We start from the raw sequence: 23,174 nt of genomic DNA, 5'->3' as shown, positions 1-23,174 counted from the left end.
CGCGCCCGTAGCTCAGCTGGATAGAGTACCTGGCTACGAACCAGGTGGTCAGAGGTTCGAATCCTCTCGGGCGCACCATATTTCAAGCAGTGCAACAATTTATGAGCGCCCGTAGCTCAGCTGGATAGAGTACCTGGCTACGAACCAGGTGGTCAGAGGTTCGAATCCTCTCGGGCGCACCATACAGACAGCCTCGACGTCAGTCGGGGCTGTTTTTTTATGGGCGATATCCTCCTCCCCATCATGGGGTTGTCTCTCTCGTGTCCTTCTCCCTGACGCTCCCATGGGGGACGGTTCCCCCTTGCTGCACGTGCCCCCGGGTCACCACTCTCCACGTGTCTTGCCTGGCAGGCTGCTGACGCATCCCGTGGTCGTGCCTGTGGCTACCTGGGGGCACGAACCATGCGCATCTATGCTGTGCGGGGCTGGCGCCCTCTGGCGGCCTGCTGAGGCGTTTGGCTGGCAATAAAAAAGGATGCCGCGGCATCCTTTCATGTCTTCGTGGAGAGAATCAGCTTTTCAGCCACTTGCGGATGCGGTTGGCATCCCCGACAGGGGTGCGTTTGCCCACCGAGTTGAGCAGTACGATGGCGAGCTCCTGACGATCCGGTTTGGCACGCATCAGCAGGCAGCGGCCCGCTTCGTCGGTATAGCCTGTCTTGGAGAGGCGTACATCCCAGTCCGGGTTCTTCACCAGCGGGTTGGTATTGTTGAACATCAGGCTGTAGGCCGGCTTGTGAAAGCGCATCTCCCTGCTGGTGTCCTGGGTGAATTCACGGATCAGCAGCTGTCGATAGGCCGCAGAGAGGAGCTTGGCCAGATCCTGGGCGGTGGAGACGTTGCGGGTCGAGAGACCGGTGGAGTCATAGTAGCGGGTGTTGCGCATGCCGAGCTGTCTGGCCTTGTTGTTCATGGCGCGGATGAAGGCCTGGCGACCCCCCGGGTAGTGGCGGGCAAGCGCCGAGGCCATGCGGTTTTCGGAGGACATCAGCGCCAGATGCAGGGCGTCACGGCGGCTGACCTGGGTGCCCATGCGCACCCGTGAATAGGTGTGCTTGATGTTGTCCCTGTCGTTCTGATCGATGGTCAGGGTCTGATTGAGGTTCTGGCGGGCATCCAGCACCACCAGCGCCGTCATCAGCTTGGTGAGGGAGGCGATGGGGCGCACCCGGGTGGGGTTTTTCTGATACAGGGTCTTGCCGGTGTTGACGTCCATCACCAGGGCACTGCCCGATTTGAGCTGCAGCTTGGCCGGGTTGGGGGTCGCCAGGGCTGTCTGCGAACCCAGCAGTCCCATCAATCCACCTACCAGCGCGATTGCGCGAATCCAACACCCCATACAACCAACTCCATCCACAGCGAAAAAAGGCGCTAGATTCACTCATTTTTGCCCCTGCTTTACAAGAGCGAGCAGGGGGAATTCGCCACTATTTTCCATAAAAAAAGGGCCGCCTGTGGGCGCAATGCTGTTCACTTAAGAGAATTTGAGTTCCAGTCCACGTAGTATCAGGACAAAAAAGCGAGGGAGGCATGATGCCTCCCTCTTCCTATTGCAAGCCCCGCTGGATAAAGGCTGGAGGAAGATCGACTGGACACAGCCTTGCCCCCTCAACTCAAATCCAATTTATGAATAATCAGTCAAAAAAGTGCTTATCTGAACAGCATTGCGCCTGTGGGCGACCCTGTGGTCTGTCTCACTCTCTGGAGACGCCGGGCTTGCGTCTGCTCCACCAGCGCCAGACCAGAGCGATGAGGCCGCCCACCAGCAGCACGACCGGCAGGTAGAGAATGACGCTGAGAAATTGGGACTCATACTGCGCGGCCAGCTTGGTGTGGCTCAGGTAGTAACCCAGCCCGACCAGGGGGCAGATCCACATGATGGAGCTGATCAGGTTGACCACCAGGAAGCGCCCCTGGGGGATCTCGTTGGCGCCGACGATATAGGGGTAGGCGGTACGCACGAAGGCGATGTAGCGGGCGGTGATCAGGGTGATGATGCCGTACTTGTTGAGCAGGTAGTGCACCTTCTCCTTGTGCTTGTCATCAAGGTGGGACATCAGCCTGTGATACATCCGGGTGTGGCCGAGGAAACGCCCCTGCATGTAGCCAAGCCAGGTACCGACGAAGGTCGCCATGATCAGCAGCGGGACCACCGCCATCGGCAACACCCCCTGATAGATCAGCACGCCGGTCAGGATCAGCAGGGTATCCCCTGGCAGGAAGGCGGTGGGGATAAAGCCATTCTCGAGCACCAGGAAGGTCAGCAGGACGACATAGACCATGAAGACCATCTTGGGATCAGAGAGTGTCGCCAGATCCTGATGCATAAAGGCGTGAGCCAGGTGGTAAAACTGCTCCATACATGCAAACTCCGCAGGTTAGCTGGGTTGGTCGGTCAAGGGCATGGCAAGTACCTTGTCGATGCGCAGGCCGTCCATATCCACGATTTCCAGTTGCCACTGTTCCAGGGTGACCAGGTCTCCGGTCTGGGGAAGGCGGCCAAGGAGCAGCATGATAAGCCCTCCAAGGGTGTGATAGTGATGTTTTTCTTCTTCCGGCAGACGAACCAGCTCCAGACAGTCCTTCAATTCTGGCAGCGGAATGAGGCCGTCGAGCAGCCAGCTGCCGTCGGCGCGCTGGAAGGCCCAGTTGTCCTCCCCATCTTCCTGCTGGAAGTCGCCGGCCAGGGTTTCCAGCAGATCCTGCTGGGTGACCAGCCCCTGCAGCTCGCCATATTCGTCCACCACCAGCACCATGTGCTCGGAGTGGGTACGGAAGTGGTTGAGCAGCTCCAGGCCGTTGAGGGTCTCCGGCAGCAGGCTGCCGTCCTGGGTCAGCGCCGCCAGATCGATGGGCTCTCCCTTGATGTAGGCGTGCAGCACCTTGCTGACGTTGAGGATGCCGACGAGATCCGACAAGCTGCCGTCACAGACAGGGAAGAAGCTGTGGCGATACTCCACCAGACGTTGGAGGTTCACTTCCAGCGGCAGTGACAGGTCCAGATAGCGGATGTCGCTGCGCGGCACCATCAGGGAGGCCAGGCTGCGTTCGTCGAGGCGGAACACGTTGCGCAACATAGTGTGCTCATGGTCCTCGATCACCCCCGCTTCGGAGCCCTCCACCAGCATGGCGTGGATCTCCTCCTGAGTGACGTTGTTGCTGCTGCGCTGATCGACCCGCAGCAGCCGCAGGCTGGCGTTGGTGGAGGCGGAGAGCAACCAGACGAAGGGACGGGTCAGGGTCGCCAGCCAGAGCATGGGGCGGGCTACCAGACAGGCGATGCGCTCGGCGCTGAGCTGTCCGAGGCGTTTGGGCACGAGCTCCCCTACCACGATGGAGAGATAGGTGACCAGCACGACCACGATGACGGTGGCGAGCAGGCTGCTGCTCTTGGGGGAGAGCCCCCACTCCTGCAGCCAGAGAGCGAAGGGCTGGGCCAGCAGGGACTCGCCATAGATACCGTTGAGCAGACCGATGCTGGTGATGCCGATCTGCACGGCGGAGAGGAAATGGGTCGGATCTTCCCCGAGCTTGAGGGCGATGGCGGCGGAGCGGCTCCCTTCGCTCGCCATTTTGGCGAGGCGTGCCTTGCGTGCCGTCACGATGGCGATTTCCGACATGGCGAAGACGCCATTGAGCAAAATCAATCCAAACAGGATCAATATTTCCATACTGCAGCAGCACTCCCGATAGAAAAGACCGCTGGCAGTGTAATGAATTTGCGGGCTCTGCGCTTGTGAAAGGAGGTGATTTGGCTCGTGAATTTTTGAATATCGCCCCGGCGGGAGGGATAAAACCGCGGGGCAGGAGAGGGAGAACTGAACCCCTGACATGAAAAAGCCCCCGATAAACGGCAATGCTGTTCACTTAAGAGAATTTGAGTTCCAGTCTACGTAGTATCAGGACAAAAAATCGAGGGAGGCATGATGCCTCCCTCTTTCTATTGCAAGCCCCGCTGGATAAAGGCTGGAGGAAGATCGACTGGACACAGCCTTGCCCCCTCAACTCAAATCCAATTTATGAATAATCAGTCAAAAAAGTGCTTATCTGAACAGCATTGCCCGATAAACGGGGGCTTGTCATGTTGCGCTGTGGCTTAGAGCGCGGCGATCTCGGCCTGTTGGGCTTCCAGCTTGGTCAGCTGGAGACGGTAATCTTCCAGCTTCTCGCGCTCCTTGGTGATGACCGCTTCCGGCGCCTTGGCGACGAAGGCTTCGTTGCCGAGCTTGCCTTCGATGCGGCCGCACTCGCCCACCAGACGGGCCACCTCTTTGGCCAGACGGGCCAGCTCGGCTTCCTTGTCGATGAGACCGGCCATCGGGATCATCAGCTCGGTGGCACCGATCAGCTTCTTCACCGACAGCGGGGCGGTTTCACCGGCCGCCAGTACGCGGATGGATTCCAGACGGGCCAGCGACTTGAGGAAGGCCTCGTTGTCAGCGGCGCGCTGGGCATCCTTGGCATCGCACTGGAGCAGCACGTTGAGGGGCACGCTCGGGGCCACGTTCATCTCGGCGCGGATGTTGCGGATGCTGACGATGAACTCCTTCACCCACTCCTGATCCGCCATCGCGGCGTCGTCCACCTTGGCGGCGTCGAACTCCGGGAAAGCCTGAATCATGATGGTGTCGGCGTGTACGCCAGCCAGCGGGGCGACCGATTTCCAGATGGTCTCGGTGATGAACGGGATGATCGGGTGTGCCAGGCGCAACAGGTTCTCGAGGACGCTGACGAGGGTGTGGCGGGCAGCGCGCTGCTCGGCCTCGGAGCCCTTGGTCAGTACCGGCTTGGTCAGCTCCAGATACCAGTCACAGAACTGGTTCCAGATAAATTCGTACAACACGCCTGCCGCGATGTCGAAGCGGTAGGTATCGAGGGCGGTGCGGAAGTCACGGATGGCCACTTGCAGCTGGGACTGGATCCAGCGATCCGCCAGGCTGAACTGCATCTCGCCACCATTCCCTTGCGAAGAGAAGCCGCAATCCTGATCTTCGGTGTTCATCAGCACATAGCGGGAGGCGTTCCACAGCTTGTTGCAGAAGTTGTTGTAGCCGTCCAGGCGTTTCATGTCCCAGTTGATGTCACGACCGGTAGAGGCCAGCGCTGCCAGCGTGAAGCGCAGGGCGTCGGTACCGTGGGCATCGATCCCTTCCGGGAACTGCTTGGCGGTACGCTTGGCGATCTTCTCGGCCATCTGCGGCTGCATCATGTTGCCGGTGCGCTTCTCCAGCAGATCTTCCAGCGATATGCCGTCGATCATGTCGAGCGGGTCCAGCACGTTGCCCTTGGACTTGGACATCTTCTGGCCCTCTTCGTCACGGATAAGACCGGTGATGTAGACGGTCTTGAACGGGACTTGCGGCTGGCCGTTTTCGTCCTTGATGAAGTGCATGGTCATCATGATCATCCGGGCAATCCAGAAGAAGATGATGTCGAAGCCGCTCATCAGCACGTCGGTCGGGTGGAAGGTCTTGAGTGCCTCGGTGTTGTTCGGCCAGCCCAGAGTGGAGAAGGTCCACAGGGCGGAGCTGAACCAGGTGTCGAGCACGTCTTCGTCCTGACGCAGTACGGTTACGGCCGGGATGCTGTGCTTGGCGCGCACTTCCTCTTCGTTGCGGCCCACGTAGACGTTGCCGGCATCGTCATACCAGGCCGGGATGCGGTGACCCCACCACAGCTGACGGGAGACGCACCAGTCCTGAATGTCGCGCATCCAGGAGAAGTACATGTTTTCGTACTGCTTCGGCACGAACTGGATGCGGCCATCTTCCACCGCCTCGATGGCGGTCTTGGCCATGGGGGCCACGCGGACGTACCACTGGTCGGTCAGCATGGGCTCGATGGGCACGCCGCCGCGATCGCCGTAAGGCTGTTGCAGCACGTGATCCTTGATCTCGGCCAGGAGGCCCAGCTCGTCCAGCTTGGCGACGATGGCCTTGCGGGCGGCGAAGCGCTCCATCCCGGCGAACTCGGTCGGCAGGGCGGCGTCATAGGCGGTGCTCGGGTTGCCATTGGTATCGACCACTTCGGCCTCGGCACGCACGTGGGCGTCCAGGGTGAAGATGTTGATCATCGGCAGGTTGTGGCGCTTGCCCACTTCGTTGTCGTTGAAGTCGTGGGCCGGGGTGATCTTCACGCAGCCGGTACCCTTCTCCATGTCGGCGTGTTCGTCGGCGACGATGGGGATCAGACGATTCACCAGCGGCAGCAGGATGTGCTGACCGATCAGCGCCTTGTAGCGCGGGTCTTCCGGGTTTACCGCGACGGCGGTATCGCCCAGCATGGTTTCCGGACGGGTGGTGGCGACGATCAGGTAATCCTTGCCTTCGGCGGTCTTGGCACCGTTGGCCAGCGGGTAGCGAAGGTGCCACATGTGGCCCTTGATCTCGCGGTTTTCCACTTCCAGGTCGGAGATGGCGGTGTTGAGCTTGGGATCCCAGTTCACCAGACGCTTGCCGCGGTACATCAGGCCGTCTTCGTACAGGCGCACGAACACTTCCTGGACGGCGGCGGAGAGGCCCTCATCCATGGTGAAGCGCTCGCGCTCCCAGTCCACGGAGTCACCCAGACGGCGCATCTGACGGGTGATGGTGCCGCCGGACTCTTCCTTCCACTGCCAGATCTTGTCGATGAAGGCTTCCCGGCCGTAATCGTGGCGGGTCTTGCCCTCTTCTGCGGCGATCTTGCGCTCAACCACCATCTGGGTGGCGATACCGGCGTGGTCGGTACCTGCCTGCCACAGGGTGTTCTTGCCCTGCATGCGGTTGTAGCGGATCAGGGTGTCCATCAGGGTCTGCTGGAAGGCGTGGCCCATGTGCAGGCTGCCGGTGACGTTCGGCGGCGGGATCATGATGCAGAAGGAGTCTTTGCTGGTGTCGCCGTGGGGCTTGAAGTAACCCTGGGCTTCCCAGTGCTGATAGAGCGCCTGTTCGATGGCGTTGTGATTAAAAGTCTTTTCCATGGTCTCGCCGTATTCTGGATGGATGGAGTCTGGTGTTGATTCGTCGTGGATCGAGGGTGGCACAGTCAGGGCTGCGCCGGATCCGGTGCGGCAAGGACGGGCTGATCCCTCATCTCGAGGGTATGGCCCGCCTGGCGATAGTGCTTGTAGCGCTCGCGGGCTTGCTGCTTTTGCGTTTCGTCAGTGGGGACAAAATCTACCACTTGAGCGAAGTGTCCTGCAAACAAAGGTGTCTGCCGGGCCAGGTTGATGAGGCAGGCATAGCGCCGCCGTGGCGGCTGATGGCCTATCTCCACCGGGGCCTGACCGCTCTCCCCCTGCAACTGGTGCGGCACGAAGCGATCGGGCGGCAACTGCCACAACAGCTCGTCCAGACGCAGGGCCTGGGCCTCGTCCTCGCACAGCAGATAGAGGTGGCCTGCGCTCCAGCCATCGGCCGCAAGCTGGCAGGCGAGGCGCTCGACGGCGGAGGCATCCGCATCATCGGGCTGGCTCATCAGGTAAAAGGTCACTTGGCTCATCAGGTCGGTCCCGTTTGGCTGTGACGGACAGCGATTGGCCGTCTTCGGGAGCCGCGTCTGGCACGGACTTCCCGGATTCTCTCAATGAAACAAGGAAGAGGCAGGCCTCTTCCTTGTGATACAGGGTAACGCCTTCTCGCATCGCTCTTCGAGTCGATGGGGAAGGGGATCACTCCTTGTCTTCGACGTCCGCCACGCCGGCCCGGTTGAGCAGGAACTGGGTCAGCAGGGGCACAGGACGGCCGGTGGAGCCCTTCTCCTTGCCGCTCTTCCAGGCGGTCCCTGCGATATCCAGGTGGGCCCAGTTGTATTTCTTGGTGAAGCGCGACAGGAAGGCGGCGGCGGTGATGGTACCGGCCGGACGGCCACCGATGTTGGCCATGTCCGCGAACGGGCTTTCCAGCTGCTCCTGATACTCGTCGAACAGGGGCAGGCGCCAGGCGCGATCGCCGGCCTGTTCGGAGGCGTTGAGCAGCTCGTGGGCCAGGGGGTTGTGGTTCGCCAAGAGGCCAGAGGTATGGTGGCCAAGGGCGATGATGCAGGCACCGGTCAGGGTCGCCACGTCGATCACGGTCTCGGGATCGTAGCGGTCCACATAGGTGAGGGCATCGCACAACACCAGGCGGCCTTCGGCGTCGGTGTTGAGCACCTCGACGGTCTGGCCGGACATGGTAGTGAGGATGTCACCGGGGCGGTAGGCGTTGCCCCCCGGCATGTTCTCGCAGCCCGCCAGCACGCCGATGACGTTGATGGGCAGCTGCAACTGGGCCAGGGCGTGCATGGTGCCGAGCACGGAGGCGGCGCCACCCATGTCGTACTTCATCTCGTCCATGCCGTCTGCCGGCTTGATGGAGATGCCGCCGGAGTCGAAGGTCAGCCCCTTGCCCACCAGCACGATGGGCTTGGCGTCGGCGTTGCCCTTGTACTCGATGATGGCCATCATGGCTTCGTTCTCGGAGCCGCGGGCCACTGCCAGGTAGGAGTTCATGCCGAGCTCGGCCATCTCCTGCTCCCCCACCACCCTGGTGGTGATGTTGTCATAGGCATCCGCCAGACGGCGGGCCTGGGAGGCGAGGTAGGCGGGATTGCAGACGTTGGGCGGCATGTTCGCCACGTCGCGGCAGATGCGCACCCCTTTCGCCACGGCCAGGCCGTGGTTGATGGCGCGCTCGCCTATGGTCAGTTCCCGACGCGTCGGCACGTTGAAGACCAGCTTGCGCAGCGGACGGCGCGGTTCGGCCTTGTTGGTCTTGAACTGATCGAAGCTGTAGAGGCCCGCCTTGGTGGTTTCCACCGCCTGACGCACCTTCCAGTAGGTATCCCGACCCTTGACGTGCAGCTCGGTCAGGAAGCAGACCGCTTCCATGGAGCCGGTTTCGTTCAGGGTGGTGATGGTCTTGTTGATGATCTGCTTGTACTGGCGCTCGTCGAGTTCGCGCTCCTTGCCGCACCCGACCAGCAGTACGCGCTCGCTGAGCACGCCCGGTACTTGATGCAGCAGCAGCATCTGGCCCGGTTTCCCTTCCAGGTCGCCACGGCGCAGCAGCGAGCTGAGGTAGCCGTCGCTGATCTTGTCCAGCTGTTCGGCAACCGGAGAGAGGCGGCGGGGCTCAAAAACGCCGACCACGACGCAGGCACTGCGTTGCTTCTCAGGACTGCCACTCTTTACACTGAACTCCATGGAATCTCCTACATCCTAAAGACAAAAGGCACCATTTATTGAATAATGCGGTGCTTGTTGGGGTATCAGAGGCGGAGCGAACAGTCACAGGCTCCGCAGTTCAAACTGGTAAAAATCCAATATAGGGCCCTATTTTTCAGGCATTCGACTAAAAACACAAGTTTACTTGGGAATGACTGTGATCGTTTTCCGATATTTGTTCAGGGAGACCCTGAAAACCCAGCTGGCGGTGCTGTTCGTGCTGCTGCTTATCTTCGTCAGCCAGCAATTTATCCAGATCATTGGCGATGCCGCCGATGGTGAGGTGCCGACTCGCCTGGTCTCCACCCTCCTGCTGCTCAACCTGCCGAATATGGCGTTGTTGATGCTGCCTATCAGTCTGTTTTTAGCCATTCTGTTTGCTCACGGCCGTTTGTACGCGGAAAGCGAGATGACGGTGATGCACGCGGTGGGTTTCAGTCACCGTTTCATCATGGGCAGCGCCCTGGTGCTGGCTTTGCTGACCGCCGCCGTCGCGGCGTTCAACACCGGCTGGGTCGCCCCCCAGGCCAAGGAGCGGGAGTACCAGGTGATCGACGAGTTCAAGGCCGATCCCGGTATCTCTTTCCTGCAGGCCGGCCGCTTCATGGAGCTCGACAAGGGGCGCCTGGTGGCCTACATCCAGGATCTGAACGACAAGGGGTCGGAGTTGCAGAAAATCTTCGTGCTGCAACGGGCCGAGGGTGGCTCAACCCCGTCAGTGGTGGTGGCCAACGAGGGGCAGGTGACCGCCGACAGCAACGGCTTGCAGTGGCTGACCCTGAAGGATGGTTCGCGCTACGAGGGGCATTTCACCGGCAAGCAGTTCCAGGTCTCGGAGTTCCGTGAATACAGCCTGGTGATCCGCCAGCAGGAGATGGAGCGATCCAACCGCAAGGCGGCGGCCAAGCCGACCCTGGCATTGCTCGGCACCCAGGACAACCAGCTGATGGCCGAACTGCAGTGGCGCCTGTCGCTGCCCCTCTCCATCCTGGTGCTCACCTTCCTGGTGGTGCCGATGGCGCGGGTCAATCCCCGTCAGGGGCGTTACGCCAAGCTGCTGCCGGCCATCCTGCTCTATCTCTCCTATTTCCTGCTGCTCAGCGCCGCCCGGTCGGCCATCGACAGCGGGCGTCTGCCCCACTGGCCCGGGATGTTCCTGGTGCCCCTGGTCTATCTGCTGCTGATAGGGTTGCCTCTCAACCTGCAGGGCACCAGCTGGTGGAACGGGGTCAAAGGGCAATTGTTCAAGAGAAAGTCAGCGTGATGCTGCAACCTGGGAGTCTCTGCTGATGTTCGGCATTCTCGATAGATACATAGGCAGGGTCATCTTCATGTCGATCCTGCTGTGCGAGCTGACCCTGGTCGGGCTCGCCGCGCTCATCAAGTACGTGGAGCAGTTGAAGGCGGTCGGGGAAGGCAACTACGACATGCTCAACGCCCTCTACTACGTGCTGCTCTCCATGCCCAAGGAGGCGGTGCTCTTCTTCCCCCTGGCGGCCCTGCTCGGTGGCCTCATCGGTCTGGGCCAGCTCGCGACCAGCTCCGAGCTGGTGGTGATGCAGGCGGCGGGACGCTCCAAGATCAGCATCGTCATGGCGGCGCTCAAGACCGCCATTCCCCTGATGCTGCTGGTGGGGCTGATGGGAGAGTACGTCGCACCGGCCGCCAAGCGGATGGCGGATGACATCAAGGCGGGGGCCATGTCGGAAGGGCGGCTCACGGTCTCGGCCTACGGGGTCTGGGCACGGGATGGCAACAACTTCGTCAACATCAACGGGGTGCGCAACGATGGCGCCCTGACCGGCATCACCCTCTACCGCTTTACTCCGTCCCGCAACCTGATCGACGTGGTGCAGGCGAAGGAGGGGGTGTTCGAGGATCACCACTGGCTGCTGAAGCAGGTGCACATCACCCGGTTTGACGATCCCACCCGGATCCAGGACGAAGAGCATGCCCAGATGGCCTGGCAATCCGAGCTGACTCCCAAGCAGCTCGGGGTGGTCAGCATCGATCCCGAGAACCTGCCCATCTCGGGGCTGCGGGACTACATCGGTTATCTGGATGCCAACAAGCAGGATGCCGGACGCTACAAGCTGGAGATGTGGCGCAAGCTGCTCTCACCGCTCTCCGTGGTGGCCATGATACTGCTCGCCTCCTCCTTCATCTTCGGCCCGCTGCGCTCGGTGAGCATGGGGGCGCGGATGCTGATGGGGATCATGACCGGCTTCGCGGTCTATGTGAGCGACAGGGTGTTCGGCCCGGTCAGCCTGGTCTATGCGGTCCCGCCCATCCTCGCGGCCATCGCACCCAGCCTGCTGTTTGGCGGCATCTCCTTCTATATCCTGAGCCGCAAGCAGTAGCGGCCTGAAGGGCGGAGGGCTGCTGACAAAAGGCGGCCATCGCATCCCGATGCACCGCTTCCGTCAAGGTTCTGGGCTGCAAGCCGTCAGTTCTGGTCAGCAAAAAGGGCACCTCGGGGTGCCCTTTTTCGTTGCCGCCTTGGGATCAGCGATTGAGCTGCTCCAGGTTTTCCGTCTTGCCGAGTACCACCACCTCGCACTCGGCCCAGATGTCCTGGAAGGCGCGGGGGCGGGCGCGATTGAACACACACAGCAGGTTGCCCAGGCCAAAGGCCGAGGTGGCGAGCCGGATCAGGGCCTGGGTGACGCGAATGTTGCTGCCGTCCAGGTTCTGGATGCGCAGGCGCCAGGCCCGCATGCCGATGGTCTGGCCGGCGCGGACCCAGAACCAGGTGTAGAAACCGCAGATGACGAAGGCCAGCCAGGCGCTGTAGAGGGGGCTGGTGAGCAGCCAGGCGGCATCCTTGCCCTCGGGGACGCTCGCCATGCCGGTGGCCAGCAGCAGGTGGGCCACCCCCATGCCGATGAAGCCGGCGATGATCAGCAGGGCAATCACCACCAGATAGTCATAGAGCAGGGCGCCGAGACGGCGCAGCAGACCGGCGGACGGATGCCGGGGAGCAGGCTGGAGAGGGGTGGGGGTCTTGCGCTTGGCCATGATGATTATTCCATTAATATGATGCGGGCATTCTATGTAACTGGCCTGGCATCGGCAAGGCGTTGAATAAATGAGCAAACAACGGTGGGGGCAAGAAAAACACCTTGCATGACCAAGCGCCATTCGTATAATCCCTCGCAGCTGCCCGGGTGGCGAAATCGGTAGACGCAGCGGATTCAAAATCCGCCGTTGCAAAACGTGTCGGTTCGAGTCCGACCCCGGGCACCATCAGATTCCATGACAAAAGGCCATCCTCGCGGATGGCCTTTTGTTTTTTCGGGCGGTGCGAAGAGGTGTACCCTCAGACCCTCAGACCCTCAGACCCTCAGACCCTCAGACCCTCAGACCTTCAGACCTTCAGACCCACAGGCTCTCGGGCCATCAACCTCTCGGACTGCCATCCCCTCAGTCGATGTTCTGCGCGATGCGCCACAGCACGCCTGAGGGGTCGTACAGACAGAACTCCTTCATGCGCCACGGCTGGGTGACGAGCTCCGTGACCCGGACGCCGTAGCGGGCGGCGATCTGGCTCGCCTCCACTTGGGCCCGCCAGGCGGCCACGTCCTCCACCAGGAGGTGCATCATGAGCTGCTCGGCCAGCCCCGGGGGGTTGCCATCCTGCAGCAGGAAGCTTGCGTTGCCGAGATGAAAATAGGCCACGCCGTCGCCATCGGAGGCCAGGGTAAAGCCGAGATCCTGATAGAACTGCTTTGACAGCGTGAAATCCCGGGCAGGCACGAAGGCCTTGATTTCGGTCACGTTGAGATTGGGCATGGGCTCCTCGCGGCGCTGGGAACAGGGGAAGATGGCTTGCCAGTATGACCGGGCATTTCGGGGCAGGCTAGACGAATGGCGCGCGTTTGCACTCTTAAAGTGCTTGTGCCCCTCGGGTGGGGGGATATTGGCCGTCAGCCTCATTTGATTTCACCATGGTATGGCCCATTTCATTTATTTCATAAATACCTTAGCGGGATAGATAAGCCTGCCAGGGTGACATCACCAGGGGTTCGCCCCGTCATTGTGAGGCGATTGGGTCATCCTGGTGCATTTTCCCGGCAATGCACAGCCAAAGTGCGATTTTCCCCCTGTAACCGGGCATCGTGCGCCAAGATGGTGCGTGTTGAATGTGATAAAAACATAACGCCATGAAATAAAAGGATTATTTTTCTTGGCCTGCTTTATGCTTTCCCCATGTCATGTCGCCATGATGTCTCCGTGAGCCACACAGGTGCGGTGGGCAGGTGGCCAGGTTGGAAATGCATATCAGGAAATGGACCCGGATGCCGGGACGACAAGGAGAGGGCTGTATGTTCAAGAGACTCGTAATGACTGGCCTGCTGGCGCTGGCCGCCACCATGGCCGCCCCGGGCTGGGCCGAAGAGGTGGCCGCGCAGGCCGATGTGGTACAGGCGGCCGCGACCGTGACCATCAACAAGGGGGACAATACCTGGCTGATGGTGGCGGCGGCCCTGGTGATCCTGATGTCCGTGCCGGGCCTCGCCCTCTTCTACGGCGGCCTGGTGCGCGCCAAGAACATGCTGAGTGTGCTGATGCAGGTGTTCACCCTGTTCTGCCTCATCACCGTCCTCTGGGTGGTCTACGGCTACTCCCTGGCCTTCACCGAGGGCGGCGCCTTCTACGGTTCCTTCGACAAGGTGCTGCTGATGGGGGTGACGCCGGATTCCATCGCCGCCACCTTCAGCAAGGGGGTCGGGATCAGCGAGTTCATCTACGTGGTGTTCCAGGGCGCCTTTGCCGCCATCACCTGCGGGCTCATCGTCGGCGGCTTTGCCGAGCGGATGAAGTTCTCGGCGGTGCTGCTGTTCGCGGTGATCTGGTTCACCTTCGCCTATATCCCGATGGCGCACATGGTGTGGTACTGGGCGGGTCCGGATGCCTACACGGATGCGGCCGCCGCCGAAGCGGCCGGTGCCACCGCAGGCTATCTGTTCCAGCACGGCGCTCTGGACTTCGCCGGCGGCACAGTGGTGCACATCAACGCCGCGGTGGCCGGTCTGGTTGGGGCCTTCATGGTGGGCAAACGGGTTGGCTATGGCCGTGACCCCATGACCCCCCACAGCCTGACCATGACCATGATCGGTGCCGCCTTGCTGTGGTTCGGCTGGTTCGGCTTCAACGCTGGTTCCTCCCTCGAAGCCAACGGCACGGCGGCCCTGGCCTTCGCCAACACCTGGATCGCACCGGCCGCTGCCGCCCTCTCCTGGACCTTCGCCGAGTGGGCGATGAAGGGCCGTCCCTCCCTGCTTGGCGCCGTGTCCGGTGCGGTGGCGGGCCTGGTCGCCATCACCCCTGCCGCCGGTTTCGTCGGTGTGGGGGGCGCCCTCATCATCGGCCTGCTCAGCGGTGTGGCCGGTTTGTGGGGCGTGCACGGTCTCAAGCGTCTGCTGGGGGCCGATGACAGCCTGGACGTGTTCGGCCTGCACGGGGTGTGCGGGATCCTGGGTGCCGTGCTGACTGGGGTGTTCGCCAGCCCGGATCTGGGCGGCACCGGGGTGTGGGACTATGTGACCAACCAGGTGGCCGAGGGGTACTCCATCCTGGCCCAGGTCAAGGTACAGGTCATCGGCGTGGGGGTGACCGTGGTCTGGACCGCCCTGGTCTCGGCCGTGGCCTACAAGCTGGTGGACCTGCTGATCGGTCTGCGGGTGAAGGAAGATGCCGAGCGCGAAGGGCTGGACGTGACCAGCCACGGCGAGAAAGCCTACAGCCATTGATCCTGCTGCCATGAATGTCATACCGCCGGCCCCGTCCGGCGGTTTTTTTATTGGGGCGGACTGGCCAGGCTGCCCGGACCGGGCCGCTGGTGGCCGGGGTCGCTATTTGTGTTTGCGGGGTCTTTTATGCCTGCATTTTGGGCGGATCTCCGCTAAACTCTGCCACCCTTTATTCGGGGTCGCCGGGTCTGCCCCGTCGTCACCCTCTCTTTCATGCCTTCGGAGCCGCTCATGCCGTTAGTGGGACACCAACATCAGATCGATATTCTGGAACTGACCGACAAGGGGGATGGCAAGGGTCGCCTGTTCGATCGCCCCCTGTTTGTCGAGGGTCTGCTGCCCGGTGAGCAGGCGCTGGTCGAGTTGACCGAGGTCAAACCGAACTACCTGCACGGCAAGCTGGTCGAGTTGACCCAGCCCTCTGCCGATCGGGTGGCCGATTTTTGCCCCAACACCGAATGCGGTGGCTGCCAGGTGCGCCCGCTGGCCTATCCGGCCCAGCTTGCCCTCAAGCAGAGCCTGGTGCAGAGCGCACTGGAGCAGGTCGGGCTGGGTGAGGCCGTGGTCAACCCCATCCTCGGCATGGAGACGCCGTTTGCCTACCGCAACAAGGCCCAGTACGCGGTGCGTGGCAGCGAGGCGGGCGCCGAGATCGGCTTCTACCGCAAGCACTCCCATGACCTCATCACCGCCGATGATTGCGCGGTGCAGGATTCGCTGCACGTGGAGCTCAACGCCCGGGTACGCAACTGGATGCGCGAGCACGACATCGCGGCCTATGACGAGGTGGCCCACACCGGCTGCGTGCGCAACCTGATGACCCGCAAGGGCTTCAAGAGCGGCGAGCTGATGGTGGTGCTGGTGACCCTGGGCGAAGCGCTGCCGTTCGAAGCCGAGCTGCTGGCGGCCCTGGCGGATCTGCCGGTCACCACCCTGGTGCAGAACATCAACGAGGTGCGTACCAACCGCATCCTGGGTGACAAGAACCGGGTGCTGCTGGGCAGCGGTGTGATCCGCGACAAGATCCACGAGCTCGAATTCGAGATCTCGCCCCTCTCCTTCTTCCAGAACAACCCGAGCCAGACCGACGTGCTCTACTCCAAGGCGCTGGAGTATTGCGAGCTGACCGGCAGCGAGACGGTGTTCGACATCTATTGCGGCATCGGCACCATCTCCCTGTTCCTGGCAGGCAAGGCCGCCAAGGTGGTGGGGATTGAGTCGGTGGAGAGTGCCATCAGCGACGCCCGTCGCAATGCGGCCCTCAACGGCATCGAGCAGACCGAGTTCCACGTGGGCAAGGCGGAGCAGCTGATGCCTGCCCTGCATGCCGACGGGGTGAGTGCCGACGTGGTGGTGATGGATCCGCCCCGCAAGGGCTGTGACAAGGCGGTATTGCAGACCCTGGTGGCCATGGCGCCGCGCCGGCTGGTCTATGTCTCCTGCAACCCCCAGACCCTGGCCCGGGATCTCGCCTGGCTGGTCAAGCAGGGCTTCGTGCTGGACGAGGTGCAGCCGGTGGACATGTTCCCGCACTCCATGCACGTGGAAGCCGTTGCTCGCCTGAGCCTGTCAGCGAAAGCCTGATCGGGCCGAGGGCGTGGCGTTAGCCAGATGGCTCTGATAGAAACGACTCCTTTTGAAGAGTCGTTTTTTTATGGTCGTGGTCGGCAGAACCACCAGGCAGGGAGATCGGCGTGATGATTCGTATGGCAGGGGTGGAGGATGCGGCGGTGCTGGATCGCTTCTTCGGGCAACTGGACAGGGAGACCCGCTTCATGCTGTATGAAGCGGGAGAGCGCCCCTCGGACATCGAGGGGCAGCGCAGGCGGCTCGAGGCCATGGCCGCAGCCCCCAATCAGGCCATGTGGCTGCTGGAGCTGGCGGGGGAGGTGCAAGGGTTTGCCGCGCTCCTTGGTGGCGGCCTGGCACGCAACCGCCACTGTGCCCTGGTGGTGATGGGGCTGTGTTCGAGGGCGCGCGGGCAGGGATGGGGGGAACGGTTGCTGCGTACCCTGATCGCGACCGCGAGGGATCTCGGTATCCACCGGCTGGAGCTGGGAGTGATGGCCCACAACGAGGTGGCCCACGCCTTGTATCGCAAGTGCGGGTTCGTGGAGGAAGGGGTGAGACGGCAGGCCTATCGGCTGGACGAGGGCTATGTGGACGAGATTTCCATGGGGCTGCTGCTGCCGCTGGACAGGCCATGACGCCGCTGGCCCCGAGATGCTGGTCTGGGGAGTTGGATTGGGGCAAGCTTGTGGGGAAACCATCGAGACAAGGAGGCGCCCATGAAGGGGATATTGCTGCGTTGGCTGGCTCGCTACGATGCCTGGTGCCAGGAGTGGGGACTCACACCGGAGAACCGGCGCTGCTGCGCGCCGGTACGCCATGATGAAGAGGAGAAGCGCCCGGACAAGGGCGACGACCTCACTGGAACTGGCGGGTCACGGCGCCAGTGACGCTGTTGTAGTCGAACGAGAGCCCGTCGGGGTATGCCGGGAAGCGGCCCACGGAGCTGCGCAGGGTATAGCGGCAGTTGTCGTGACGAAGGGCGCCGTCAGCCTGAGCGTCTGCCGGGATGAGCCGGGAGATGTAGTCACTGTCTGAATCCTGGTGCAACTCATCGGCCACCGTCAGATCGGTATCGAGCAGGGCGCCAAACAGGCTCTCGCAGTCGTCCCGGCTGCTGACGGAGATCTGATCGCTGTCGCCACCGGGGAAGACGGTATCGGGCCCCTGACCTCCCTGGTCCTCCTTGGTGCCCACCGGCCAGCCATGGCTGTTGATGTCGAGATCCTGCCTGCCCATGCCGCTAAAGTTGTAGAGTGCCAGGGGCTCCCCCTTAACCTTGACCGCCCAGCCGGCGTGGGCGAGCCGGGCGGCACTGGCAAAGCTGCCCGCCGTGGCCGAGACGCTGCTCTTGAGCCCGTCGTCCTGGATGTTGATGAAGCGGGGCAGGGCGGTCACGGCCAGGATCCCCAGCACGATGATGACCAGCACCAGTTCTATCAGGGTAAAGCCTCGGGAAACGTGTGTTGGCATGGAATGAACCCATTGAGTACGACAGACAGGTAAGCGCGACATGGAATTGATAGACACCCACTGCCACCTCGATTTTCCGGTCTTTGACGCCGATCGGGAGGCGCTGCTGACCCGGTGGCGCCAGCTGGGGGTGGGCGAGTATATCATCCCCGCCGTGGGAGAGGAAAACTGGGGGCGGGTGATGGCGCTGGCCGAGCGCCACGACGACATCCGTTATGGCCTGGGGATCCATCCCTGGTATGTGGGCAAGCAGCCCCGGGATGTACTGACCCGGCTGGAGACCCTGCTGGCGAGTCGGCCCCGTGGGCTGGTGGCCGTGGGGGAGTGCGGGCTGGATCTGCGCTCCCATGTGCCGCAGGAGGGGCAGGTCGAGATGTTCGAGGCGCAGGTGCGGCTGGCCATGGCGCATGCGCTGCCCCTCATCGTCCACTCGGTGCGTGCCAACGACACGGTCGCCAAGATCCTGCGGCGCTTCACTCCGCCACAAGGGGGCGTCATTCACGCCTTCAGCGGCTCCCTGCATCAGGCGGAGGTGTTCTGGCAACTGGGTTTCAGGCTGGGGATCGGGGGGGTCATCAGCTATGAGCGGGCCAACAAGACCCGGGAGGCGATACGCCAGATGCCGCTGGAGGCCTTGCTGCTGGAAACCGACGCTCCCGACATGCCGCTGCAAGGCCAGCAGGGGGAGGTGAACACGCCGGCCAGCCTGCCGACCATAGCCCGCTTGTTGGCACAATTGCGGCAGCAACCGCTGGAGGATGTTATTTCGGTGTTACATGACTCCACCCGGCGGCTGTTCCCCCCGGGAAATCATGAAATTAACATTTGATTATCAAATGATGACCGAGTGATAAAAAACAGGGCCCATAAAAATCGTTTGCGGTCTAATTAAACGATGTTCAGGCCGTTTGTGGCTTATAAAATGTGACCAGTATTCTATTTTGTCGCACCGTAATTAGTATAATGCGCACCCTTGATTAGCGGCTTCAATACACAAATCGTTAACAAGCTGGCAGGTGCTACTAAAGAGGAAGTGTTAATAATGAATCTGATAATGGGTCTGGTAGGGATGGCGACGCTCATCCTTATTGCGGTGCTGTTCTCCAGCAACCGCAAGGCAATCAAAATTCGTACCGTAGGTGGCGCCTTTGCCATCCAGGCCGGTCTGGGGGCCTTCGTGCTCTACGTGCCGGTCGGTCGTGACATCCTGGTGGGCGTGTCCGACGCCGTCTCCAGCGTCATCGGTTATGGCCAGAACGGCATCGAATTCCTGTTCGGTGGTCTGGTTGGCAACAAGATGTTCGAAGTGTTCGGTGGCGGTGGCTTCGTCTTCGCCTTCCGCGTCCTGCCCGTCATCATCTTCTTCTCTTCCCTGATCGCGGTACTCTACTACCTCGGCATCATGCAGTGGGTGATCAAGCTGCTGGGCGGCGGTCTGCAGAAGGTGCTGGGCACCTCCCGTACCGAATCCCTCTCCGCCACTGCCAACATCTTCGTCGGTCAGACCGAAGCCCCGCTGGTGGTACGTCCCTTCATCTCCAAGATGACTGACTCCGAGCTGTTCGCCGTCATGTGTGGTGGTCTGGCTTCCGTTGCCGGCTCCGTGCTGGCCGGTTACGCCTCCATGGGCGTCAAGATGGAATACCTGATCGCCGCCTCCTTCATGGCTGCCCCGGGTGGTCTGCTGTTCGCCAAGTTGCTGGTACCGGAAACCGAGACCCCGAGCTACGACGAGAACACCGCAGAAGGTGAGCTGGACGACAAGCCGGCCAACGTGATCGACGCTGCCGCCGCCGGTGCCTCCGCCGGTCTGCAACTGGCCCTGAACGTGGGTGCCATGCTGCTGGCCTTCATCGGCCTCATCGCCATGATCAACGGCATCTTCTCCGGTGTGGGCGGCTGGTTCGGTTACCCGCAACTCTCCCTGGAGCTGCTGCTGGGCTGGCTGTTCTCCCCGCTGGCCTTCCTGATCGGCGTGCCCTGGAGCGAAGCGGTCGTGGCCGGTTCCTTCATCGGTCAGAAGCTGGTGGTCAACGAGTTCGTGGCTTACCTGAACTTTGCCCCCTACCTGAAGGATGAAGTGCTGATCAACGGTGTGGCCATGTCCGAGCACACCAAGGCGATCATCTCCTTCGCCCTGTGCGGCTTCGCCAACCTGTCCTCCGTCGCCATCCTGCTGGGTGGTCTGGGCTCCATGGCACCGAACCGTCGCGGCACCATCGCCAAGTTCGGTCTGAAGGCCGTGCTGGCAGGTTCCCTGTCCAACCTGATGTCTGCGACCATCGCAGGCTTCTTCCTGGCGCTGTCCGGCATGTAACATCGCCTGACTGACAGGATAAAGACGAACGCCACAGCGATTTGCTGTGGCGTTCTCGTTTGGGGTGGTGACAACCGTTTTCCTGTCAAGACTAATAATAAAGTGAGTCAAATCGGAGGTTCTATGAATGAAGTGCTACTGGCTATGGCGGCCGGCTTTATCGTTGGGGTGTTGTTTTCTTTCCTCAAGTTGCCGATACCGGCGCCGCCCGTCCTCTCCGGCGTCATGGGGATCGTGGGGGTCTATCTGGGGGGCATTGCCTACTCCTGGATCCTGACCCGCTTCTTCTCTTAAGCGCCTTCCAGCGCTGGATTTGCCGGGTGTGAGGTACCTCTGAAATTGGCAAATCCGGCTTGCAAACACGGGGTATCTCGGCTGAAATAGGCGATGCCAGCAGGGTGCTGGCATTGACTAATGCCCGGTGAATCCGGGTGTTGGCGGTCAAATGGAATTGATTGGGAAGTCGGGTCTGCGTAGTCGGCCTTTCTCAAGTCTTCATGGAACCAAGTCCGCACTTTTGTAAGAAAGTGACAGGGCTCTTGCCTTATTTGCAGCCGTATTGCCTGTGCATTTGCGCTGCAATTCCATATCCCGTTGCTCCGGGAACGTCTCTGCCGACCCTTGGTGTTCGGTGAAGCCGATCGCGGGTGATGGGGCTTAACAAGACTTTGGAGACATAGCATGACTGATCTGAAAGTGGCCGCCCAACGTGCCCTGAACCTGATGGACCTGACCACCCTGAACGATGACGACACCGATCAGAAGGTGATCGACCTGTGCCACAAGGCCAAGTCTCCGGCCGGCCTGACCGCCGCCGTCTGCATCTACCCCCGTTTCATCCCCATCGCACGCAAGACCCTGCGTGACATCGGCGCCGCCGACGTGCGCATCGCGACCGTGACCAACTTCCCCCACGGCAACGACGACATCGAGATCGCCGTGGCCGAGACCCGCGCCGCCGTGGCCTACGGTGCCGACGAGGTGGACGTGGTCTTCCCGTACCGCGCCTTCATGGCCGGCAATGAACAGGTCGGCTTCGATCTGGTCAAAGCATGTAAGGAAGCCTGCGGCGCCAAGGTACTGCTGAAAGTGATCATCGAGACCGGCGAGTTGAAGGAAGAGGCGCTGATCCGTCGCGCCTCCGAGATCTCCATCGACGCCGGTGCCGATTTCATCAAGACCTCCACCGGCAAGGTGCCGGTCAATGCGACCCCGGAAGCTGCCCGCATCATGATGGAAGTGATCAAGGCCAAGAACCCGAAAGTGGGCTTCAAGCCGGCCGGTGGCGTGAAAGACGCCGCCGTGGCGGGTCAGTACCTGGCCATGGCCGAAGAGATCCTGGGCAAGGACTGGGTATCCGCCCGCACCTTCCGCTTCGGCGCCTCCAGCCTGCTGGCCAGCCTGCTGGCGACCCTGGGGCATGGCGACAAGCCTGCCAATACCAGCGGTTACTAAGCGGTGGCAGGGGGCGGTGCGCCGCCCCCTTCCGGATCTGGTTCGGTCTGTGTTCGTGCGTGATGCACGGAGGGAATGAAAGATGTTTTTGCCTCAAGAAATTATTCGCAAGAAGCGCAACGGTGAAGCGCTCAGTACCCAAGAGATTCAATTCTTCGTCCAAGGCATAACCAACAACACCATCGGTGAGGGGCAGATCGCGGCCCTGGCGATGGCGGTCTACTTCAAGGACATGACCATGGATGAGCGGGTTGCCCTGACCTGCGCCATGCGCGACTCCGGCATGGTATTGACCTGGGATCACCTCAACCTGGGCGGCCCCATCGTCGACAAGCACTCCACCGGCGGTGTGGGTGACGTCGTGTCCCTGATGCTGGGCCCCATGGTCGCTGCGTGCGGCGGTTTCGTGCCCATGATCTCCGGCCGTGGTCTCGGCCACACCGGCGGTACCCTGGACAAGCTGGATGCCATCCCCGGCTACCAGACCTCGGTCGACAACGACCGCTTCCTGAAAGTGGTGAAAGAGGCGGGTGTCGCCATCATCGGCCAGACCGGCGATCTCGCCCCGGCGGACAAGCGTATCTATGCGGTACGGGATATCACCGCCACCGTCGAGTCCATTGCCATGATCACCGGCTCCATCCTCTCCAAGAAGCTTGCCTCCGGGCTCGAAGCGCTGGTGATGGACGTGAAGGTGGGCTCCGGCGCCTTCATGCCGACCTTTGAAGCCTCCGAGGAACTGGCCAAGAGCATCGTCGCCGTGGCCAACGGGGCCGGCTGCCGCACCTCTGCACTCCTGACCGACATGAACCAGGTGCTGGCCTCCAGCGCCGGCAACGCCGTGGAAGTGCGCGAAGCGGTGCGCTACCTGACCGGTGAGTATCGCAACCCGCGCATCCACGAAGTGACCATGGCCCTGTGCGCCGAGATGCTGATCTCCGCCGGTCTTGCCAGCGATGACGGCGATGCCCGCACCAAGCTGCAGGCGGTGCTGGACAATGGCAAGGCAGCCGAGATCTTCGGGCGCATGGTGACCGGCCTCGGTGGTCCCGCCGACTTCATGGAGCGCTACGACGCCTACCTGCCCAAAGCCGCCATCGTGCGCCCCGTCTACGCGGCCCACAGCGGATTCGTCACCGCCATGGACACCCGTGAACTGGGCCTGGCGGTGGTCGCCATGGGCGGTGGTCGCCGCGCCGCCGCCGACAAACTCGATTATGCGGTCGGTCTGACCGACTTTATCCGCCTGGGTCAGAGCGTCGATGCTGACAAGCCGCTCGCCCTGATCCACGCTCAGACAGAAGCTCAATTTGCCGAGGCTGCCCGCATGGTGCAGGCTGCCGTGAAGATCGGCGACACCCGACCAGAGGCGCTGCCCGAGGTTTACCGTCGCATCGGTCTGGCTGATTTGTAACAAGGGGAA

The 23,174-nt window shown here is 61.8% G+C and carries 20 protein-coding genes and 3 tRNA genes; 14 read left to right on the top strand and 9 right to left on the bottom strand.

What is annotated here, in order from left to right; all coding sequences use genetic code 11:
* The first annotated feature begins 1 nt into the window (after position 1).
* Together PG892_RS06850 and PG892_RS06845 are read left to right on the top strand one after the other, a co-directional pair.
* Positions 2 to 78 (top strand) — tRNA-Arg (locus PG892_RS06850).
* A gap of 27 nt (positions 79 to 105) precedes the next feature.
* Positions 106 to 182 (top strand) — tRNA-Arg (locus tag PG892_RS06845).
* Between the two features lie 329 nt (positions 183 to 511).
* Here PG892_RS06845 and pbpG read toward each other — a convergent pair.
* The 6 genes from pbpG to pepA all read right to left on the bottom strand — a co-directional run bounded on the left by pbpG (position 512) and on the right by pepA (position 9,163).
* Entirely contained in the window at positions 512 to 1,297 is a 786-nt protein-coding gene (gene pbpG / locus PG892_RS06840; protein ID WP_442865619.1) for a D-alanyl-D-alanine endopeptidase, read from the bottom strand.
* 397 nt (positions 1,298 to 1,694) lie between these two features.
* Positions 1,695 to 2,360 carry a DedA family protein gene (locus tag PG892_RS06835; protein WP_010672956.1) on the bottom strand — a complete coding sequence of 222 codons (666 nt, stop codon included), beginning with the start codon at positions 2,358 to 2,360 and terminating at the stop codon, positions 1,695 to 1,697.
* An 18-nt stretch (positions 2,361 to 2,378) separates the two neighbouring features.
* A complete protein-coding gene (locus tag PG892_RS06830) occupies positions 2,379 to 3,671 on the bottom strand; it encodes a hemolysin family protein (protein ID WP_029313724.1) in 1,293 nt (430 codons plus the stop codon).
* Between the two features lie 425 nt (positions 3,672 to 4,096).
* On the bottom strand, positions 4,097 to 6,961 hold the full coding sequence (locus PG892_RS06825; RefSeq protein WP_052816286.1) for a valine--tRNA ligase: 2,865 nt from the start codon (positions 6,959 to 6,961) through the stop codon (positions 4,097 to 4,099).
* 65 nt (positions 6,962 to 7,026) lie between these two features.
* On the bottom strand, positions 7,027 to 7,482 hold the full coding sequence (locus PG892_RS06820; protein WP_010672959.1) for a DNA polymerase III subunit chi: 456 nt from the start codon (positions 7,480 to 7,482) through the stop codon (positions 7,027 to 7,029).
* Between the two features lie 169 nt (positions 7,483 to 7,651).
* Positions 7,652 to 9,163: a leucyl aminopeptidase gene (gene pepA, locus PG892_RS06815; protein WP_010672960.1), complete on the bottom strand. Its 1,512-nt coding sequence runs from the start codon at positions 9,161 to 9,163 to the stop codon at positions 7,652 to 7,654.
* A 172-nt stretch (positions 9,164 to 9,335) separates the two neighbouring features.
* Here pepA and lptF point away from each other — a divergent pair, with 172 nt between their 5' ends.
* Entirely contained in the window at positions 9,336 to 10,448 is a 1,113-nt protein-coding gene (gene lptF / locus PG892_RS06810) for an LPS export ABC transporter permease LptF (protein ID WP_052816285.1), read from the top strand.
* A gap of 25 nt (positions 10,449 to 10,473) precedes the next feature.
* Positions 10,474 to 11,544, top strand: coding sequence for an LPS export ABC transporter permease LptG (gene lptG, locus PG892_RS06805; protein WP_010672962.1), 1,071 nt, complete (start codon positions 10,474 to 10,476; stop codon positions 11,542 to 11,544).
* Positions 11,545 to 11,689: 145 nt separating this feature from the next.
* On the opposite strand, the gene PG892_RS06800 is transcribed toward lptG, so the two are convergent.
* A complete protein-coding gene (locus PG892_RS06800) occupies positions 11,690 to 12,202 on the bottom strand; it encodes an RDD family protein (protein ID WP_043154146.1) in 513 nt (170 codons plus the stop codon).
* A 143-nt stretch (positions 12,203 to 12,345) separates the two neighbouring features.
* Here PG892_RS06800 and PG892_RS06795 point away from each other — a divergent pair.
* A tRNA-Leu gene (locus PG892_RS06795) sits at positions 12,346 to 12,430 on the top strand.
* Between the two features lie 177 nt (positions 12,431 to 12,607).
* Here PG892_RS06795 and PG892_RS06790 read toward each other — a convergent pair.
* A complete protein-coding gene (locus PG892_RS06790) occupies positions 12,608 to 12,976 on the bottom strand; it encodes a VOC family protein (protein WP_043154157.1) in 369 nt (122 codons plus the stop codon).
* 533 nt (positions 12,977 to 13,509) lie between these two features.
* Between PG892_RS06790 and amt the strand changes: the two genes are divergently transcribed.
* The 4 genes from amt (at position 13,510) to PG892_RS06770 (ending at position 17,396) form a co-directional block, all read left to right on the top strand.
* On the top strand, positions 13,510 to 14,937 hold the full coding sequence (gene amt, locus PG892_RS06785; RefSeq protein WP_010673021.1) for an ammonium transporter: 1,428 nt from the start codon (positions 13,510 to 13,512) through the stop codon (positions 14,935 to 14,937).
* Between the two features lie 231 nt (positions 14,938 to 15,168).
* Positions 15,169 to 16,521, top strand: coding sequence for a 23S rRNA (uracil(1939)-C(5))-methyltransferase RlmD (gene rlmD, locus PG892_RS06780; protein ID WP_052816281.1), 1,353 nt, complete (start codon positions 15,169 to 15,171; stop codon positions 16,519 to 16,521).
* Between the two features lie 113 nt (positions 16,522 to 16,634).
* The gene (locus PG892_RS06775) at positions 16,635 to 17,144 is read left to right on the top strand and encodes a GNAT family N-acetyltransferase (RefSeq protein ID WP_202904357.1); all 510 of its coding nucleotides are present in this window, start codon (positions 16,635 to 16,637) and stop codon (positions 17,142 to 17,144) included.
* Positions 17,145 to 17,225: 81 nt separating this feature from the next.
* The gene (locus tag PG892_RS06770; RefSeq protein WP_171864938.1) at positions 17,226 to 17,396 is read left to right on the top strand and encodes a DUF5363 family protein; all 171 of its coding nucleotides are present in this window, start codon (positions 17,226 to 17,228) and stop codon (positions 17,394 to 17,396) included.
* Here the strand turns inward: PG892_RS06770 and tppF are convergent.
* Positions 17,365 to 17,979, bottom strand: a complete 615-nt coding sequence (tppF, locus tag PG892_RS06765) for a type IVa pilus pseudopilin TppF (protein WP_029313748.1) — start codon at positions 17,977 to 17,979, stop codon at positions 17,365 to 17,367. The two genes, PG892_RS06770 and tppF, sit on opposite strands and share 32 nt — an antisense overlap.
* 40 nt (positions 17,980 to 18,019) lie before the next feature.
* Here tppF and PG892_RS06760 point away from each other — a divergent pair, with 40 nt between their 5' ends.
* The 5 genes from PG892_RS06760 to deoA all read left to right on the top strand — a co-directional run bounded on the left by PG892_RS06760 (position 18,020) and on the right by deoA (position 23,165).
* Entirely contained in the window at positions 18,020 to 18,808 is a 789-nt protein-coding gene (locus PG892_RS06760) for a TatD family hydrolase (RefSeq protein WP_052816277.1), read from the top strand.
* 213 nt (positions 18,809 to 19,021) lie between these two features.
* Positions 19,022 to 20,296 carry a NupC/NupG family nucleoside CNT transporter gene (locus PG892_RS06755; RefSeq protein ID WP_010673026.1) on the top strand — a complete coding sequence of 425 codons (1,275 nt, stop codon included), beginning with the start codon at positions 19,022 to 19,024 and terminating at the stop codon, positions 20,294 to 20,296.
* A 123-nt stretch (positions 20,297 to 20,419) separates the two neighbouring features.
* Complete coding sequence (locus PG892_RS06750) at positions 20,420 to 20,590, top strand: XapX domain-containing protein (RefSeq protein WP_010673027.1); 171 nt, start codon at positions 20,420 to 20,422, stop codon at positions 20,588 to 20,590.
* A gap of 387 nt (positions 20,591 to 20,977) precedes the next feature.
* A complete protein-coding gene (gene deoC, locus PG892_RS06745; RefSeq protein WP_039039946.1) occupies positions 20,978 to 21,751 on the top strand; it encodes a deoxyribose-phosphate aldolase in 774 nt (257 codons plus the stop codon).
* Positions 21,752 to 21,833: 82 nt separating this feature from the next.
* The gene (gene deoA / locus PG892_RS06740; RefSeq protein WP_043153005.1) at positions 21,834 to 23,165 is read left to right on the top strand and encodes a thymidine phosphorylase; all 1,332 of its coding nucleotides are present in this window, start codon (positions 21,834 to 21,836) and stop codon (positions 23,163 to 23,165) included.
* Positions 23,166 to 23,174: the final 9 nt, after the last annotated feature.

Source organism: Aeromonas sp. QDB68 (assembly GCF_027707405.1).
Taxonomy (GTDB): domain Bacteria; phylum Pseudomonadota; class Gammaproteobacteria; order Enterobacterales; family Aeromonadaceae; genus Aeromonas; species Aeromonas caviae.
The sequence above is the reverse complement of the archived record's forward strand: the minus strand, read 5'-3'. Positions and strand labels throughout refer to the sequence as shown.